Genomic DNA, 17,511 nt, shown 5'->3' with positions numbered 1-17,511 from the left:
TCAATCTGCGGTGATGTTGGAACGGATCGCCACCGCACGCATCAGCGGCAGCTCCTTGTTGATCAGATCGCTGGCCGCGGCGGCATTGCTGTAGGCCGGCTCCAGTCCCGCCGCCACCAGTTTCGAGCGCGTGTCCGGATCGGCGATGGCCGTGGCCAGTGCCTTCTCGAGCCGCGCCTTGACGGCGGGCGGCAGGCCCTTGGGGCCGGCGACGATCAGCCAGGTGTCCATGTCGATGCCGGGATAGCCGCTCTCGGCCATGGCGGGCACGTTGGGCAGCAGCGCCGAGCGCTTGGCGGTGGTCACCACGATCGCCTTCACCTTGCCGCCGGCGAGCTGCGGAATGGCCGCGGTCACCGTGTCGACACTGAACGGAATCTGCCCGCCGATGAGATCGGTCATGGCCGGCGCGCTGCCCTTGTAGGGGACGTGCGTCATCTTCAGTCCGGCGGCGTTCAGCAGGGTCTCGCCGGCGAACTGCGCGGTGGTGCCGCTGCCGAAGGAGCCGTAGGCGTACTTGCCCGGAGAGGCCTTCACGTAGTCGACGAACTGCTTGAAGGTCTGGACCGGGACGTCCTTGTTCGCGAGCAGGATGAGCGGGGTCCGGCCCGCGATCCCGATCGGATCGAAGCCCTTGACGGGGTCGTAGGGCAGGTTGCTGCGGATGGCCGGGTTGACCGTGAAGGTGGTGCCCGAGCTCACCAGCAGCGTGTAGCCGTCCGGCGCGGCCTTGGCGACGTAGGTCGCGCCGATGATCGTCGCTGCGCCGGCACGGTTGTCGATCACCACCGGCTGGCCCAGCTCCTTGCCCAGGCGGGCGCCGATGACGCGCCCCAGCACGTCCGTCGCGCCGCCCGGCGGGTAGGGGATGACCAGGGTGACGGGCCGCGACGGATAGTCGCCCTCGGCGGCGATGGCTTGCGCGCCGATCAGGCCGGCGCAGGACGCCAGCGCAAGGCCGGCCAGGGCTGAAAGGATCTTCATCGGGCTTTTGCAGGTAAGAGGTGGAAGGAAGCGCCGCACGCCGGCGGCCACTCGATCGTAGGAGTGGCACACGATTGCTACAAGCGCGATGTTTAGAATCTTTCATTGCCGAAATCGCAACTCAGACCCATGGCCGGCCATTTGCTGCAGGAGACCGCCGTGCGCTACTTCCTCGAAGTCGTGCGGACCGGCTCGATCAAGGAAGCCGCCCTGAAGCTGAACGTGGCGCCGTCGGCGGTCAGCCGCCAGGTGGCGCGCCTCGAGCGCGAGATGAACAGCCTGCTGTTCGAGCGCCATGCAAGGGGCATGGTGCCCAATGCCGCCGGGGAACTGCTTGCGGCGCACGCGAAGCGGATGCAGCAGGACAACGAACGGGTGCTGAACGACATCTCCGCCCTGCGGGGCCTGCGCAGCGGCTTCGTGCGCGTGGTCAGCGCCGAGGGCTTCGCTTTCGACTTCATCCCCACGCTCATCGCCCGCTTCCGCGAGAAGTACGACGGCATCCGCTTCCACCTCGAGGTCTGCGGCCGCAGCGACATCCCGCGTCGCATCCGCGATGGCGAGGCGGACGTGGGGGTGACGCTGAGCTCGGTGCCCGAGCCCGGCATCCAGCTGGAGCTGCGCCATCCCAGCCCCATCCTGGCCGTCATGTCCCGCGAGCACCCGCTGGCCCGGCAGCGCCAGCTGTCCCTCAGCCAAGTCACCGCGTATCCGCTGGCGCTGCCGCTGCCCAACAGCTCGGTCCGGCAATTGCTCGACATCAGCTGCAGCCGGCAAGGCTTGCAGTACCGGACCGCCATGACGAGCAACCACGCCGACGCGCTGGTGAGCTTCGCGGCCGCGGCGCGCGACTGCATCGCCTTCTACGGCGAGCTGTCCGTGCGGACACGGCTTCTTGCCAAGACGGTGGTGGCGGTTCCGCTGCGCGATCGGGAAATGAACGAACGCTATCTGGAGGTCGAGACGCTCGCCGGCCGGGCCCTGTCGGACGCCGCCAAGGGCTTCGTGCATTTCCTGACCGAGGCGATCGAGGCGGCATGAGCAGGCTGCCGACGATTGCCGCTGCCGCAATCGAGAAATCGAATAATTGCGCGGCTGGCACGCGCGGCCGTCGCGGTGCAGACGCGACAATAACGGCCGCCCGCCGGCCCTTCGCCCCCACACTTCGATGACCCCTCCTCCCTGCATCCTCCCGATTCCTGAACCCGGCGGCCTCGCGTCGCCCGTGCGTCTCGCGCGCCAGGCCTTGGCCGCGCCCTGGGCGTGAGCGGATCGATGGCGCACACGCCCAAGGAGGTGGTGGTCCTCGGCGCGGGCATCGTCGGCGTCAGCACGGCGCTCGCGCTGCAGCTGCGCGGCCATGCCGTCACGCTCGTCGACCGGAAGATGCCGGGGCTCGAAACCTCCTACGGAAACGCCGGCATCATCCAGCGCGAGGCGGTGCGGCCTTACGCGTTCCCGCGCGACATCGGGACCCTGCTGTGCGTCGCCACCGGCCGCAGCAACGACGCCCACTACCACATGGAAGCCCTGTGGCGACTCGGACCCCGCTTGTTCTCGTATTGGCGCTCGTCCGCGCCTGCGAGCTACGCCGCGATCGTTCCGGCCTACAGCCGGCTGATCGAGCAATGCATCGACGAGCACGCGTTCTGGATCGAGCAGGCCGGCGCCGGCGAGCTGGTGCGCAGGGAGGGATGGCGGCAGATCTATCGCTCGCGCCGGGCCTTCGATGCGGCTGCGAGCGAAGCGACGGACGTGGCGAGCGCGCACGGCCTGGGCTGCTCCGTGCTCGGCGGCGACGCGCTTGCGTCGGCGGAGCCCGCGCTGCAGCGCACGCTCGCGGGGGCCATCCACTGGACCGATCCGTGGAGCGTGCGCGATCCGGGCGAGCTGGTCGCGCGCTACGCCCGGCTCTTCGTCCGGCGCGGCGGCCGCTTCGCGTTGGGCGATGCGATGACGCTGCGGCCCGTTGGCGCCGGCTGGTCCGTCGATGCAGAGGGCGGCCCGGTCCAGGCGGAAGACGCAGTCGTCGCGCTGGGGCCCTGGGCCGATGCGCTGCTGCGCACCCTCGAGTACCGGCTGCCCTTGTTCATCAAGCGGGGCTACCACCGCCACTACGAAGGGGACGCCGGGCTCCGGCTGCCGATGCTGGACGTCGAACGCGGCGTGATGCTGGCGCCGATGTCGCGCGGCCTGCGGCTCACCACCGGCGCCGAGTTCGCGCGCCAGGATGCGGCGGCCACCCCGGTCCAGCTCGGCCGCGCCGAACAGTCGACGCGCGAGCTCGTGCCGCTGGGCAAGCCGGTCGAGGCCGCGCCGTGGCTGGGCTCGCGGCCCTGCACCGTCGACATGAAGCCGGTGCTCGGCGCCGCGCCGCGCCATAAGGGCTTGTGGTTCAACTTCGGCCATGCGCACCAGGGCTTCACGCTGGGGCCCGTCACCGGCCGGCTCGTTGCCGAGCTCATCAGCGGCGAGCCTCCGTTCATCGATCCGGCGCCTTATCTCGCGCGCCGGTTCGGTTGAGGGCGCGTCGGAGAGCTCGTGTGGAGAACAAGAGCATGCTGAAGAACGTCATCGCCTTTGCCGTGCTGGGCATGTGCCTGGTGGGCCTGGAGAACTACCGGTGCGTGCATCTGCAAAGCCTGCGCACCGCCGAGCAGGCGCAGTTGCTGGGCCAGCTCGAGTCCTTGAACCGCCCCGCCGTGTCTCAGCTGATCGAGGATTGGCGCCTGACCTATCCCGAGCCCGACGAGGACCGGCTCGACGAGTTGCGTGACCTGGCCGCACAACTGAGCGCCGATCCGGACGCGCTCGAGGTGCGTCAGCCTGACGAATCGTCAGACCAGAAAACGAGACAGATTTCACGCAGCCTATAAGAAACGCTCCGTTACTATCCCCGCGCTCAGGCGGCGGTCAGTCCGACCGCGGCCGGCACAACGAAAAACAACGGAACTGAACGATGAGGTCTTGGAGCGTGTTCGCCGGAATGGCGATGTTGGTCGGCGGTCTTGCTGGCTGCGGTGGGGGCGGAGGTGGAGGCGGCGGCTTCGCTTTGCCGATCGTGGCAACGACGCCGATGACGTTGACGGTCAATGTCAACGGGGCTGCTGCGACAGCCGGAACGGACGGGCTGTATGCCGCGAAGCCGGGCGACACGATCGAGGTGGTGCCCAACCAGAACGCCGACTGGACGAGCGCCAGCGGGACCGCAGACGCGGTCACCCTGCGCAACGCCGACATCTCGCCCACCAGGTGGAAGGCGCAGATCGTCAACACGACGACCGCTGCGTCGAACTTCACCGTGAGCGCCAAGGCAAGCGCGAACGCTGCGCTCACCAAGAGTGCCGTCTTCAGGATCGCTGGCGGAGACGCACGCAACGCGCAGTACCGCGTGTACGCGACCAACGGCAGCAAGCAGACGCTGGCGCTCGACTTCGACACGATGAGCTACACGATGACGGACGACGCCGGCACAGCGGCGTCGGACACTTTCGCCGTGGATTCGACAGTGGCCAACGGCTATCTCTTCAAGAGCTCGCGCATCACCTCGACCGTCAACACCGCCCGCTTCCGCCTCGCGGACAACACCGTGGTCGGCGCTTTCCCCTTTGCGCAGGCAGGGAGCACCACGGCCTTCGCGGTACAGCCGTTCATCGCTTCGAAGGCGCTGGTGACGACGCAGGCCGAGCTCGCCGGGACCTACAACCGCCTCGGCATCAACCTGACGGCGACGACGCGCGACTCGAACATCCGGCAGGTCGCGGTCACCGCCGGCGGCGCGCAGGTGCTGATGTGCGATGAGGTGGCGATCACGGCGGTGGCGAACTGTCCTGCCTCATCGGTGCGGACCTACAACGTCACGCCCGCTTCCGCCCCGACCGACTGGCGCATCACCAATGTGGCGAACCCGGCGGACACCGGCGTGTTCTCGATCGCGAGGATCGGTGGCGAGAACGTCTACCTGTCGGCCGGCGCCGCCGCCATCGGTGCGCCCGGTGAAGTGGTGTTCCGGGTCGGCGTCCGGCAGCAAGACGCTTGGCCGTCATCGACGGCCATCGCCTCCGATACGAATGGCACGTGGGGCACCCTGAACCTCGATGCGTCGAGCTATGCGACCGGCTTCATTCGCCCGGATGGCAGCAACGGGACGCTCGGCCTCACGGTGAGCCAGATCGGAGCGCCGGCTGCGCTGAACATCCGGGTCGCGCCGCTGGGGGGCAGCAGCGGCGCCTACTTCCTCGTCCAGAGCGGCAAGATCGCAGCCGTGGTGGGAGCCCGCGGTCCGCAAGGCGGATACATGCAGTTCGGCTTGATCGACTGAAGCTCGAACTCTTTCGCCGCTGCCGCAGCTGCCATGTGCGAGGCGGCCGCGGCGGCGTTGCTATTCGAGCAGCGGTTCGAGCCCCGGCGCCTTGTCGATCTCGTTGGGCTTGTACAGCTTGTGCTGCGCCGTGGGGCCGAGGGCGTCCGTGACCACCGCAAGCCGCCATGGGTCACCCCGCTTGGCGCACGCGCGCTCCTCGCCCGTGAGCTGGAAGCTGGTCACCCCCGGGCCGGTGCCCTTCACCGCGAGCTTGAGCAAGGTGGCGCCCTTCTTGTCCGACACCTCGATGTCGTAGCCGAGATTTTGGCCGGCCACGTTCTCGGCCTTGTACCCGTAGCCCGCGAAGTGACGCGTCAGGTAGTCCATCGCGGCCGCCTGCACCTCTTCGCGGGATGCCGGGCCCGAAACGCCATGCTGAATCACCGCCGGAACGCTGCCCCGCGCACGTGCGGCCTGCAGTTCATCTTCCGTGGGCAGCCACCCGCGCGGGCCGCGCACCAGGACGGCCATTTTTTGATCGGGTTCCCACGTGGCGATGTGCCATTCCTGGTCGTCCGGCACCCGTGTCGAGACCTTGGCAGACCGGTCGGTCTCCAGGTCGCGAATGGCCACGCGGTTGGTCTGCAGCACGGCCCTCAACGCGCGGCCCGCGTCCAGCGAGCGCTTGAGCAGGTCGAGCCGGTTCTTGGCGCGCTGGACCTGCAGCGCGCTGCGTTCGCCGCCTCCGACGCGATGCTGCACATCCAACGACTCGAGATAGAACCATCGCCCGCCGGCGCCGACGCTCACGAACTCGGCCCAGAGCGTGGCGATGACGGTGTCGCCGGTGGCCAGCCAGGCGTTCTCGGACGCTTGCTGGCGGGCATCGAACACGCCCATCCTGGCGATGATGTCGACGGGAGTGCGCTTCTCCCCCGTCAGGCGCTTTTCATTGATGACGGCGAGGACCGCGGGGTCGACTTCTTTGTCCATTTCGGAGTGGTTCGGCGAGTTGCAAGCGCTTCGAGTATGCACGCCACCCGCGTCGCCGGGCCTCAGGCCGCGCCGACCAGCAGGGTGGCGACCATCTGGTCGTGCCCCTCGCCGCAGAAGTTGTCGCAGAGGCAGGCATAGCGGCCCGGCGCCAGCGCGGGGAGCACCAGTTCCACGGTCCGGCCCGGAGGCGCGTCGATGCGCACTTTCAGATCGGGAATGGAAAAGCCGTGGACGAAATCGGTCGAGCGGATCGCGATCGTGAGGCGCTCGCCATCCGCGGCGTGCAACTCGCGCGGCGAGAAGCTGAAGCGCGTCGCCACGAGCTCGAGGCGCCGGCCCGGACTCTCGGCCGAGCGCGCGCCGTGCAGCGCCAGCCAGGCCGCGCCGGCGAGGGCGAATTTCCGCCGCTTCATGCCAGCAAATGCTCGCGCGGGCGCGCGGCCCCGGCCCGCCAGTCGACGCTGCGCCACCCGAGGCCCTTGAAGGGCTGCGCCGCATCCCAGGGCAGCTGGGTCTTCTGCGCGGCCGTGCCCAGCGGCGACAACGGGAACATCACCGACAGCGCGGAGTGATGGCCGATGTGCCCCGTCATCTGGTGATGCTCATGATGGATGTGGCCGTAGAACACGGTGACGTTGCGATGCGCCGAGAGCAGCGCGATCGCGGCGTCGCCATCGCGCGTCGCCCAGTCCCATTGCGGCGCGAGCGCGAACAGCGGCCTGTGGGTCAGCACCACGATCGGCGCTTCGGGCGGCCGCCCCGCCAGGTCCTCCTTCAGCCAATCGAGCTGCGCGCCCCCGAGCACGGGCGCCGGCTGCGACACGTTGTCGAGCACGACGAAGTGCACGCCCTGGTGGTCGAAGCTGTAATTGAGCGCGCCGCCGAAGACCTCCAGGTAGGCCTCGCCGCGGTCCAGTGCGGCGTCGTGCTCGCCAGCGAAGAACCAGGTCTTCGGCGCCTTCAGCCCTGCGGCCATCTCCTGGACCTCTCGCAGGCGCGCGCGCCGCAGCTTCGGGTCATCGGTCGTTTGCGTCAGGTCGCCGGTGAAGACCACGAAGTCGGGCTGCACCGGCAGCGCATTGACTGCGGCGATGGCGCGCGTCAGCGACTGCTGCGGTTCGGGGTTGACCTTGGGATTCGCATAACCCCAATGCAGGTCTGAAAGCTGCACGAAGAAGAAGTCCTCGCCGGCCGAAGCCGGTGAACCGAGCTGCGCGCAGCCTGGCAGCGCCGAGGCCACGACCAGGCCGCCAAGGCCGGCCAGGCCGAGGAATTCGCGGCGATCGGGAAGATGCAGGCCCATGGTCTTGCCTTTCTAAGTAGGTTGGCGCCGGCAAGACGCCGGATACCTGCCAAGACCGGGGCACCGGGACCTTTATTCCCGCTTCTTCCGCGTTGCCGCGCGACCGCCGGCGGCGTACGATGCACGACGCTTCGAGCGCCCCTGCGCGGGACGCTCGATCGCGTGAAGGCGAGGAGGAAAGGATGAGTTCTGTCTCCGGGCGCGCCACCGCAACAGCGCAGCGGCCCACCTCGATCGACGCGCTGCCGGGACCGAGACAGTGGCCTCTGACTGGCAATCTTCTGCAGATGAAGGTGCCTCGCCTGCATCTTCAGCTCGAGGGCTGGGCCAGGACCTACGGCGACATCTACCACCTCAGGATGGCGAAGCAGGACGTGGTCGTCATCACCAGGGCCGAGGACATCGCGGCCGTCCTGCGCGCCCGCCCCGAGACCTGGAGCCGCCCCAACAATTTGGCTTCCATCGCGCGCGAATCCGCGGCCTACGGCGTGTTCGCCGCGGAGGGCGACGAGTGGCGCCGGCAACGCCGCCTGGTCATGACCGGATTCGACCCCGAGCACCTGCGCAACTACATGCCGTCCCTCGTTCGCGTGACCCGGCGACTGCGCAACCGGTGGATCGTCGCCGCACACGCGGCAACGGTCATGAACCTGCAGGCCGAACTGATGCGCTACTCGGTGGACGCAGCGTCCGGCATCTCCTTCGGCATCGACATCAACACCATCGAGGACGAAAGAAGCGACCTGCACGAGCACCTGAAGCACATGTTCCCGATGCTGTTTCGCCGGATGAATCTGCCGTTTCCGTACTGGCGGTACTTCCGCCTGCCATCGGACATCGTCTACGACAGGCACATCGCCGCGATCCATCGCGTCATCCAGGCCATCGTCGAGCAGGCACGGGAGCGACTGCGGCAGCACCCGGAGAGACGAGAGCAGCCGACCGACCTGCTCGAAGCCATGCTCGCCGCGCGAGACGCCGACGGCAGCACGCTGAGCGAAGCGGACATCCACGGCAACGTCTTCACGATGCTCAGCGCGTCGGAGGACACCACGGCCAATACGCTGGCCTGGACGATCTACCTGCTTCACCAGCACCCGGCGGCATGGACCCATCTCGTCGCCGAGGCCCGCGCCGTCCTGAGAGGGGAGCCCGTCGCGCAGTCGGTGGATCAAGTCAGGTCACTTCGCTACGCCGAAGCTTGCGCCAGCGAGGCGATGCGCCTTCGGCCCGTCGCGCCGCTGCTGATCCTCGATGCCATCGAAGACACGACGATCCGGGAGGTTCGCATCCCCAAGGGAACCCGGCTGTTCCTGGCGATGCGGCCCGCCGCCGTCGACGAGTCCGCCGTCGAAGCCGCGAGCGAGTTCCGGCCCGAGCGATGGCTCGCCGACGGCGCCGGCTCCGTTCATTCGCCCAAACGCCTGTCGATGCCGTTCGGCGCCGGGCCCAGACTCTGCCCGGGGCGGTATCTGGCCATGATGGAGATCAATCTGGTCCTCAGCATGCTCGCGCGCAATTTCCAGCTGCTCGACGTGTCGACGCCCGATGGCACGCCGCCGGAGGAGATCCTGGAATTCACGATGCATCCGGTCGGCTTGCGGATGCGCCTGACGACCGGCGCCCGGGCGAAGCCCTGCTAGCTGCGTGCGGCGGGAATAAAGTGCGCGCGGCGCCGGTCTTCATGACGGATGCATGAGAAGACCGGCCCCTCCCTCACCGCGAGCAGCGACCCGTGGACGAACCCAGCCGCCGAGAACGCTTCGAGACCACGATCCTGGTCCACCTCGATGCCGCCTACAACCTGGCGCGCTGGGTGCTGCGCGACGACGCGGCCGCGCAGGATGCGGTGCAGGACGCGAGCCTGCGCGCCTTCCGCTTCTTCGACGGCATGCTGGGCCCCAGCCCGAAGGCGTGGTTCATGGCCATCGTGCGCCGCGCCTGCCTCGATGGACTGGGCCGCGCGCGGCGCCGCAGCGTCGAGGAAAGCTATGACGAAGAGGCCCACGGCGAGGCACTGCAGGACGCGGCCTGCGCGGCCGAGTCGCCCGAGTCGCTCGCCATCCGCGCCTCGGACCTGCGCCGTTTGCACGCCTGCATGGAGACGCTGCCGCGGGAGTTTCGCGAAGTGCTGATCCTGCGGGAGATCGAGGAGCTCAGCTACCGCGAGATCAGCGCGGTGGTCGGCGTCCCCATCGGCACGGTGATGTCCCGGCTGGCCCGGGGCCGCGAACGGCTGGCGCGGGGCCTGCGCGCGCCCGACGCGAGGAAGCTGCCGTGAACTGCGAACATGCGCTGAAGGTGCTGGACGCTCACCTCGATGATGAGCTGGACACGGCCACCAGCGCGCAGGTGGTGCAGCATCTGGCGGCCTGCCCGGCCTGTGCGGCGCGGCTGGCCGAGCGCAGCAGCCTGCGCGCGGCGCTGCGGCAGTTGCCGCGCGAGCCGGCGCCGGCTGCCCTGCGGCGCGCCATCCAGCACACGCTGACGCGGGTTGAAGATGCGGGCCGCGCGGGGCGCTCGCGCAGCGTGGGCTGGTGGCAGGCGCTGCTGCTGGCGGGCGCGACCGCCTCGCTGGCCTTCGTCGTGGGATTGTGGGTGGGCGCGCCGCGCGACCCCGACCTGAGCGAGCAGCTGGTCGCACGCCATGTGGCCTCGCTGGCCCGGTCCGATGCGCTGGTCGCGGTGCTGTCGGAGGACCGCCACGTCGTCAAGCCCTGGTTTGCCGGGAAGCTGGATTTCGCGCCGCCGGTGCGCGACCTGGGCAGCCAGGGTTTCACCTTGATCGGCGGCCGTCTCGACCACCTCGGCGGCCAGCCCGCCGCGGCCCTTGTCTATCGCATACGGCGGCACGAGATCACCCTGTTCGTCACGCGCGCGGCAAGCGCGGCGCAAGAGGCGCCGGTCGAGTCGACGCTGCGCGGCTTCTCGCTGCTGACATGGAGCGCTGGCGGGCTGCGCTTCGCTGCGATCTCGGATGTCGAGCCGCGCGATCTGCGGCGCTTCGGCGAGCTGGTGCGCGCGCCGGCGGATTGAAGGCGAGGCTACAACCGCGTCAGCACCGTCCGCACCGCATAGCCGTTGCGGTACACGCCTTCGATCGTCCCCAGGACTGGGTCCTTCGGGGAGGCCGTCACGTACTTGTCGTCGGAGGTCCGGTAGACGATGACGGTTCGATCACTCTGCGCGCTGAGCGTGCGGGCGACGCCGGTGGCCTGGTTGAGCGTGCGGTAGGTGTTCATGGGGTTTTTCGGTGGCGAAGAAATGCTAAACCGAAGGTTCTCAGCCAGAAGCTCTCCGATCCTGGCTGCGGTGCCGGATGCCGGTAAAAGGCCACGGTTTCGGCAGCTATCTGTTCTCGCCGTTCAAGGCTCGCCGTTCAAGGCTCGCCGTTCAAGGAACGCTAGCCGGAACTCAGCAGGGCCGCCAGCGCATGGCCCAGCAGCGAAGCGATGCCCGGCCGCAGGCGATGCAGCTCCCGAGCCATCGGCCCGCGCGCCTGCCAGTGCAGCAGGATCAGCCACGCATGCAGGCGCTCGCGCAGGCGGACCAGGGCATCGACGGACGGGGCAAATGGGCGCTCGAACATCACGGTTCCTCGTGGACGCGGCCTCAAGCGGGCCGATGCCGCAAGGATGGCGGCCGAGGGTATTCGCTTCATTTCGAGCGCCCGCGCCTCCGTAGCCGTTTCGCTGCGCGGCCGGGCCGCTGCAACCATCATGTATCCGGCGTGTATCGAGCAGGCAATGAGGGCCACGGCCAGGCGCGCCAGGCCTAGACTGGCGCCATGCAAGCCACCGCAGCGACCCCCAGCGACGGCGTGACGATCGACCGCCTCTCGGCGCAATTGCAATCGCTGCGCCGCGTGGCGCTGGCGGTTGCCCACCCGGGCGGGCCGGGCCTGTTCGGCGCCCTGGTGGGCGAGCTGGCCGAGGCGCTGGCGGTGCCCACCGTGTTCATCGCCGTGTTCTGCGACGATGCCTGCAGCGTGATGCGGACCCTGGCCGTGCGGCTGGACGGCAAGAGCTTGAAGAACTTCGACTATGTGCTGCAGGGCACGCCCTGCGCGCACGTGGTCGGGCGCGAGTTCCGCTACATGGCGAGTGGCGTCGCAGCGGAGTTCCCGCGGGGCTCGCTGTTCGCGGCCAAGGGAATGGACGCCTACGCCGCCTTTCCGCTGCGCGACAGCCAGGGCGAGGCGCTGGGTCTGCTGGTGGCGATGGACCGCGTGCCGATTGCCGGCGGCGACGCCGCGCATGCCGAGGCCATGCTCAAGATCGTCGCCGGCCGCGCGGCCGCCGAGATCGAGCGCACCCGCACGGACGCGGCGCTGCGCGCGGCCGCGCTGGCGGTCTCGGGCGCGCGCAGCGACACGGTGTTCGACGAACTGGTGAAGCTGCTGGCGACCATCCTGCACGTGGAGGTGGCCTTCATCGCGCGCCGCGCCGCCGACGAGCCCTGCCAGCTGACCATGCTCGCGATGCAGTACGACGGCCAGGTGCTGCACGACATCCGCTACGCCATCGCCGGCACGCCGTGCGAGAAGGTGCTGGGGCAGCAGTTCCGCGCCTACCCGCACGGGCTGCAGGCGCTGTTCCCCGATGACGAGGAAGCGAAGACGCAAGGCACCGTCAGCTACGCCGGCTACCCGCTCACCGCGCTCGACGGCACGCCGCTGGGCGTGGTGTCCGTGGCTTCGCGCCGGCCACTGACGCAGCTGGACCGGGTGGAGTCGATGCTCAAGATCTTCGCCATGCGCGCCGCGGCCGAAGTCGAGCGCCTGGCCGCGAACGAGGCCCTGCAGCAGTCGGAGGCGAGCTACCGCGCCATCTTCGAGACGGCGGAAGACGCGATCTTCGTGCACGACTGGGACTCCGATCGCATCCTGGACGTCAACACCAAGGCCTGCGAGACCTACGGCTACACGCACGAGGAACTGACGCGGCTCTCGGTGGCCGACGTCAGCTCCGGCGTTCCGCCCTACACCGCCGCGGACGCGCTGCGCTGGATCGAGCTCGCCAAGCAGGGCCACTGCCCTTCCTTCGAATGGCAGCGCCGCAACAAGGACGGCAGCCTGCACTGGGACGAGGTGCGGCTGAAGGCGGTGAGCTTCAACGGCCGCCGCCACATCCTGGGCTTCGCGCACGACATCACCGAGCGCCGCGAACGCGAGCGCGCCCTGCAGCGCAGCGAGGCGCGGTTGCGCGCCACGGTGGAAGCGGCCTTCGACTGCGTGATCGGCATGGATGCGGAGGGCCGCATCGTCGAGTTCAACGCTGCTGCCGAACGCGTGTTCGGCTACCGGCGCGAGGCGGTGCTGGGCCGGCCGGTGGCCGAGGTGATCGTGCCCGAGCGCCGGCGCGAAGCGCACGAGCGCTGGATTCGCGAGTTCCCGATCACCGGCAGCGGGCCGATGCTGGGCCGGCTGGTCGAGTCGACCGCGCTCACCGCCAGCGGCGAGGAGATTCCGGTCGAGCTCGCGGTGAGCGTGGCCGAGTCGCCCGAGGGCAACATCTTCGTGGGGCACGTGCGCGACATCAGCGCGCGCCGGGACGCCGAGACGGCCCGCCTCGCGCTGGAGGCGCAGCTGCGCCAGGCGCAGAAGATGGAGGCCATCGGCCAGCTCACCGGCGGCATCGCGCACGACTTCAACAACATCCTGACCAGCGTCATCGGCTACCTCGTGCTGGGCGAGGAGCGCTGCAAGTCCGTCGGCGATGCGGTGCTGCTGCGCCAGTTGGGCCAGGCCCACCTGGCGGCGCAGCGTGCGCGCGACCTGATCGGGCAGATGCTGGCCTTCGCGCGCCGCCAGCGCGGCGAGGCGCGCGTGCTCGACGTGGCGCCGCTGGTGCGCCAGACGCTGCGGCTGCTGCGGGCAACCCTGCCCTCCTCGGTCACGCTGGACGGCAACGCCGGCGTCGACGACTTCGGCTCGCCGCTGTGCGTGGCCATCGATCCGGTGCAGTTGGAGCAGGTGCTGTTCAACCTGTGCATCAACGCGCGCGACGCACTGGACGGCGCCGGCCGCATCAGCGTGCACCTGCGCGCCCACGCGCACGAACGCTGGCAATGCGCCTCCTGCCGCGCGCCGGTGGACGACGGGCCCTGGGTCGAGCTCAGCGTGGCCGACGGCGGCAGCGGCATCGCGCCCGAGCTGCAGGAACGCATCTTCGATCCCTTCTTCTCCACCAAGGCACCGGGCAGCGGCTCGGGCATGGGCCTGGCGATGGTGCACGGCATCGTGCATGGCCACGGCGGCCACCTGCGCCTGCGCACCGAGCCCGGTGCCGGCTCGGTCTTCTCCGTGATGCTGCCGCGGGCCGCGGCCACGCCCGCTGCGATCCCGGACCCTGCCCCGGCGCGTGCCGCCGCCGAGGCGCCGGCCCTGCGCGGCAGCGTGCTGGTGGTGGAGGACGATCCGATGGTGGGCGACTTCCTGGTCGAGCGCCTGGCCAGCTGGGGCTTGCGCGTGCGCCTGCAGCGCGAGCCGCAGACGGCCGCCGCCTGGCTGGCCGAGCCCGCGCACGAGACCGACCTGCTGGTCACCGACCAGACCATGCCGCACATGACCGGCCTGCAGCTCGCGGCCCGCGCCCGCGCGCTGCGCCCCACCCTGCCGGTGGTTCTGGTCAGCGGCAATGCCGGCAGCTTCGATCCGCAGGAGCTGGCGCGTTGCGGCGTGCATGCGCTGCTGCGCAAGCCGATCGACGCCGAGCGCCTCCGCGCCGTGCTGCGCGAGGCGCTGGCGACGGGAGACTGAGGGACGGCGAACGGGAACGTCCGGCCGTCCGATTTCAAAAAGGCTCTCCCGCGCGACTCAGGCCGCCATCGCTTCGGCCACCCCCGGCTGCTTGGGCATCGCATAGCCGAGCGGCGCGGTGGCGTTGCGGATGCGGGTGGCTTGCGTCGCATTCAGGCAGGAGAACAGGACCTTGTTGAAGCGCGGCTCCAGCAGACCGGACACGATGTACTGCCAGCGGTAGGCCTTCAGCACCAGCGCATGGACGGCCGCGGCGCGTTCGGCATGCCCGGACAGCCCGGTGATCCCGCAGAAGTACCCTGCATCGGCCGCGGCCTGCGCCTGCACGGTGGCGTCGACCGCGCCGACCAGCGCGATCAGCTCGCCGACGGCGACGTCGCGCCCGGCCTCGTCGAGGCGAGCGTCCTCCTTCAGGAACTCCATCTCGTCGAGGATCGCGTGCTGCGACTCCTCGCGCCAGTGGTAGAGGAAGACATCCTTCCACAACGGGCAGATATGCTCGTCGGGCGCGATGCTGGCGCGGTAGTGGGCTTGCGAGAAGAGCTCGATGTAGAGGGTCAGCGCGAGCACGGCCCAGTTGCCGCTGCCGAGCACCGCCTGCGCGATCGCGTCGGGATCGGCACTCATGACATAGCCCGACGGCATGTCCTGCCCCATCATCGACTCCAGCTGGCGGAAGAGCTTCTGGTGCTTGAGCTCCTCGTCCGTCATGCGCACCAGCGCCTCCATGGCGACCTGGTCCCCGAGGGCCTGCGCGCGCCCGAGCTCCATCACCTTCGCGGCGATGAAGCGCTCCACCAGGCCGAACATATAGGCATAGGTGCGCCCCTGGACCTGGCTGAGCAGGCGCCGCTCCTCGCCGCCGAGGAACGGTAGCTCGTCCGCGAGCGAAAGGCCGTCGGGCAGGAAGTGGCGGCTGTAATCGAATCCGCGGCCGCGGATGATGTCGCGATCGATCTCCCAGCGGACGCGCTTGGAGACTTCGATGACTTTGGCGTAACGCTCGGTGCTGGTGCTGTTCATGGCTCGGTTCCTCAGGTTGGGATAAACATGCAGGGCCGGCGTTGCCTGACCCTGGCCGCCAGTCTGGGCGGCGCTGGTAACGGGAGCGCTTCAGCTGTCACCGCCTGTGTTGCGGTTGTGTAGCGCCCGGGTGTCGCGCAGAATGCCGCGCATGGACCAGTCCACGCGCGTGCTCATCGTCGACGACGACGCCTCGGTGCGCGCCATGCTGCGCGAGTACCTCGGGGGGCACGGCTTTGCGATGAGCGAGGCATCCAGCGGCCCGCAGATGCGCGAGTGCCTGGAGCGCGAGTCGCCACACGTCGTGCTGCTCGATATCCGGCTTCCCGGCGAGGACGGCCTGAGCCTGGCCAAGTACCTGCGCGAGCGGCACGACATGGCGATCATCATGGTGACGGCCTCCGGCGACGTGATCGACCGCGTGGTCGGCCTGGAGATCGGCGCCGACGACTACATCGCCAAGCCGTTCGACCCGCGCGAGCTGCTGGCGCGCCTGAAGAGCGTGCTGCGCCGCACGCGCGCGCGAACCGGGGCGCCCGAGCCGCCGGCCACGGCGCCCGCACCGCTGGGCGGCAGCCGGCAGCGCTTCGGCCGCTGCGAGGTGGACGTGGAGGCGCGCCGGCTGTTCGAACGCGACGGCACCGAGGTCACGTTGACGGCAATGGAGTTCGAGCTGTTGCGGGTGTTCCTGGCCAACCCGAACCGCGTGCTCTCGCGCGACCAGCTGCTGGTGCACACCCGCAACCGCGAATGGGAGCCCTTCGACCGCTCGATCGACATTCGGATCGGCCGCCTGCGCCGCAAGATCGAGCCCGACCCGACGGGCGAGCCGCGCTGCATCAGGACGGTGCGCAATGCGGGTTACATGTACGTGCCGGATGCGTAGCCACGAGGTGGTGAAAACCGGCTACGGGCAGCCGGACGCAGGGGCCGAAGAGGTGCCGCAGAAGCCGCGGCAAGCCTAGGCGCGATTCGGGTTGAGCAAGTACTTCTCGCCGGTCGCCTGCCTGCCGTAGACCGCGATCTCCTCGGGCTTCAGGGCCTCGCGCATCGACACCTCGCGCGTGTAGTGACTGGCGAAGGTGGTCTTGAGCTCCGCTGCGACGCGCGCCTTGAGCTTCGCGGCCTGCTCGGGCCCGATCTTCTGCAGGAAGGAAAAGAGCAGCCAGCCGCCCATGCCCCAGCTCATGCCGAAGCCGCGCGTGAACTCGGTCGGGCCGCGGTCCAGGCCGCCGTAGATGTAGACCTGCTTGTGGGTCGTCGTCCCGTAGCGGCTGTACTCGGTCGACTTGCGCAGGAGCGCCGCCTCCATGGCGTTGAGGATCTGCCCGGCCAGCTTGCCGCCCCCGATGGCATCGAAGGCCAGCGTCGCGCCGGTGACGGCCAACGCCTCGGTCAGGTCTTCCATGAAGGCAGGCGCGCTGGCGTCGCACACGTGCTTTGCGCCGATCGCGCGCAGGATGTCCGCCTGCTCCTTCCTGCGCACGATGTTGACCAGCTCGATGCCGTCCGCGAGGCAGATGCGGTTGAGCATCTGCCCGAGATTCGAGGCGGCGGCGGTGTGCACCAGCGCCTTGTGGCCTTCGCGTTTCATGGTCTCGACCATGCCCAGCGCGGTGAGCGGATTGACGAAGGCAGAGGCGCCCTCGGCCGGCGTGGTGCCCTCCGGCAGCGGCATGCACTGGGCGGCGGGGAGGCAGCGGTACTGCGTGTACATCGCGCCGCCGATCGCGGCGACCGTCTTGCCCAGCTGCGCCTGCGCCGTGGGCGATGCGCCGGCTGCGACCACCACGCCGGCGCCTTCGTTGCCGACCGGCATGGACTGGTCGAGCCGGCCGGCCATGGCCTTCATGGCGGCGTCGGGGACGGTCGCGGTGATCACGGGCCGCTCGGGCGTGCCGCCGGCCTTGGCCGTTTTCATGTCGGCCGCGCCGAACAGCAGGCCGAGGTCGGAGGGGTTCATCGGCGCGGCTTCGACGCGCACGATCACTTCGTCGGGCTTGGGTGGGGGGATGGCTTCTTCGAACAGCGAGAGTTCGAGCTCGCCGCTCCGCTTGATCAGCGAGCGGAGCTGGAGGGCCGTGCGGGGAATCTCGATGGGCATGACGCGTCTCCTGGGTGAGCGCGCCAGTATAGGCGTGG

The 17,511-nt window shown here is 69.4% G+C and carries 17 protein-coding genes; 9 read left to right on the top strand and 8 right to left on the bottom strand.

Features of this window, described 5'->3' with window-relative positions:
- The gene (locus tag J2739_RS12945; RefSeq protein ID WP_309902216.1) at positions 1 to 984 is read right to left on the bottom strand and encodes a Bug family tripartite tricarboxylate transporter substrate binding protein; all 984 of its coding nucleotides are present in this window, start codon (positions 982 to 984) and stop codon (positions 1 to 3) included.
- 129 nt (positions 985 to 1,113) lie between these two features.
- Between J2739_RS12945 and J2739_RS12940 the strand changes: the two genes are divergently transcribed.
- The 4 genes from J2739_RS12940 (at position 1,114) to J2739_RS12925 (ending at position 5,305) form a co-directional block, all read left to right on the top strand.
- Positions 1,114 to 2,025, top strand: a complete 912-nt coding sequence (locus J2739_RS12940) for a LysR family transcriptional regulator (protein WP_309902214.1) — start codon at positions 1,114 to 1,116, stop codon at positions 2,023 to 2,025.
- 234 nt (positions 2,026 to 2,259) lie between these two features.
- Positions 2,260 to 3,507, top strand: coding sequence for an NAD(P)/FAD-dependent oxidoreductase (locus tag J2739_RS12935; protein ID WP_309902212.1), 1,248 nt, complete (start codon positions 2,260 to 2,262; stop codon positions 3,505 to 3,507).
- Between the two features lie 35 nt (positions 3,508 to 3,542).
- A complete protein-coding gene (locus J2739_RS12930) occupies positions 3,543 to 3,860 on the top strand; it encodes a hypothetical protein (RefSeq protein WP_309902210.1) in 318 nt (105 codons plus the stop codon).
- A 185-nt stretch (positions 3,861 to 4,045) separates the two neighbouring features.
- Positions 4,046 to 5,305, top strand: a complete 1,260-nt coding sequence (locus tag J2739_RS12925; protein WP_309902208.1) for a hypothetical protein — start codon at positions 4,046 to 4,048, stop codon at positions 5,303 to 5,305.
- Positions 5,306 to 5,365: 60 nt separating this feature from the next.
- Here the strand turns inward: J2739_RS12925 and J2739_RS12920 are convergent, their stop codons facing one another.
- The 3 genes from J2739_RS12920 to J2739_RS12910 all read right to left on the bottom strand — a co-directional run bounded on the left by J2739_RS12920 (position 5,366) and on the right by J2739_RS12910 (position 7,586).
- Positions 5,366 to 6,280, bottom strand: a complete 915-nt coding sequence (locus J2739_RS12920) for a protein NO VEIN domain-containing protein (RefSeq protein ID WP_309902206.1) — start codon at positions 6,278 to 6,280, stop codon at positions 5,366 to 5,368.
- A gap of 62 nt (positions 6,281 to 6,342) precedes the next feature.
- A complete protein-coding gene (locus tag J2739_RS12915; protein ID WP_309902204.1) occupies positions 6,343 to 6,696 on the bottom strand; it encodes a cupredoxin domain-containing protein in 354 nt (117 codons plus the stop codon).
- A complete protein-coding gene (locus J2739_RS12910; RefSeq protein ID WP_309902202.1) occupies positions 6,693 to 7,586 on the bottom strand; it encodes a metallophosphoesterase family protein in 894 nt (297 codons plus the stop codon). Before J2739_RS12910 ends, J2739_RS12915 begins: the two co-directional genes overlap by 4 nt.
- Positions 7,587 to 7,678: 92 nt before the next feature.
- Between J2739_RS12910 and J2739_RS12905 the strand changes: the two genes are divergently transcribed.
- The 3 genes from J2739_RS12905 to J2739_RS12895 all read left to right on the top strand — a co-directional run bounded on the left by J2739_RS12905 (position 7,679) and on the right by J2739_RS12895 (position 10,622).
- The gene (locus J2739_RS12905; protein ID WP_309902200.1) at positions 7,679 to 9,229 is read left to right on the top strand and encodes a cytochrome P450; all 1,551 of its coding nucleotides are present in this window, start codon (positions 7,679 to 7,681) and stop codon (positions 9,227 to 9,229) included.
- A 92-nt stretch (positions 9,230 to 9,321) separates the two neighbouring features.
- Entirely contained in the window at positions 9,322 to 9,867 is a 546-nt protein-coding gene (locus J2739_RS12900) for a sigma-70 family RNA polymerase sigma factor (RefSeq protein WP_309902198.1), read from the top strand.
- On the top strand, positions 9,864 to 10,622 hold the full coding sequence (locus J2739_RS12895) for an anti-sigma factor family protein (RefSeq protein ID WP_309902196.1): 759 nt from the start codon (positions 9,864 to 9,866) through the stop codon (positions 10,620 to 10,622). The genes J2739_RS12900 and J2739_RS12895 overlap by 4 nt, the downstream gene beginning before the upstream one ends.
- A gap of 8 nt (positions 10,623 to 10,630) precedes the next feature.
- Here J2739_RS12895 and J2739_RS12890 read toward each other — a convergent pair whose 3' ends face one another.
- Positions 10,631 to 10,828, bottom strand: a complete 198-nt coding sequence (locus J2739_RS12890; RefSeq protein WP_309902194.1) for a hypothetical protein — start codon at positions 10,826 to 10,828, stop codon at positions 10,631 to 10,633.
- A gap of 161 nt (positions 10,829 to 10,989) precedes the next feature.
- Positions 10,990 to 11,175 carry a hypothetical protein gene (locus tag J2739_RS12885; RefSeq protein WP_309902192.1) on the bottom strand — a complete coding sequence of 62 codons (186 nt, stop codon included), beginning with the start codon at positions 11,173 to 11,175 and terminating at the stop codon, positions 10,990 to 10,992.
- 198 nt (positions 11,176 to 11,373) lie between these two features.
- Here J2739_RS12885 and J2739_RS12880 point away from each other — a divergent pair, with 198 nt between their 5' ends.
- Complete coding sequence (locus J2739_RS12880; protein WP_309902189.1) at positions 11,374 to 14,346, top strand: PAS domain S-box protein; 2,973 nt, start codon at positions 11,374 to 11,376, stop codon at positions 14,344 to 14,346.
- 57 nt (positions 14,347 to 14,403) lie between these two features.
- Here J2739_RS12880 and J2739_RS12875 read toward each other — a convergent pair whose 3' ends face one another.
- Positions 14,404 to 15,369 (bottom strand): hypothetical protein, encoded by a 966-nt coding sequence (locus J2739_RS12875; protein ID WP_309902187.1) that lies wholly within the window; start codon positions 15,367 to 15,369, stop codon positions 14,404 to 14,406.
- 151 nt (positions 15,370 to 15,520) lie between these two features.
- On the opposite strand from J2739_RS12875, the gene J2739_RS12870 reads away from it, so the two are divergent.
- On the top strand, positions 15,521 to 16,255 hold the full coding sequence (locus tag J2739_RS12870; protein ID WP_309902185.1) for a response regulator: 735 nt from the start codon (positions 15,521 to 15,523) through the stop codon (positions 16,253 to 16,255).
- Positions 16,256 to 16,330: 75 nt separating this feature from the next.
- Here J2739_RS12870 and J2739_RS12865 read toward each other — a convergent pair whose 3' ends face one another.
- Positions 16,331 to 17,473 (bottom strand): zinc-binding dehydrogenase, encoded by a 1,143-nt coding sequence (locus tag J2739_RS12865; RefSeq protein ID WP_309902183.1) that lies wholly within the window; start codon positions 17,471 to 17,473, stop codon positions 16,331 to 16,333.
- Between the last annotated feature and the right edge of the window lie 38 nt (positions 17,474 to 17,511).

Origin of the sequence: Variovorax soli (assembly GCF_031454625.1) — a bacterium.
Classification (GTDB): Bacteria; Pseudomonadota; Gammaproteobacteria; order Burkholderiales; family Burkholderiaceae_C; genus Variovorax; species Variovorax soli_A.
The sequence above is the reverse complement of the archived record's forward strand: the minus strand, read 5'-3'. Positions and strand labels throughout refer to the sequence as shown.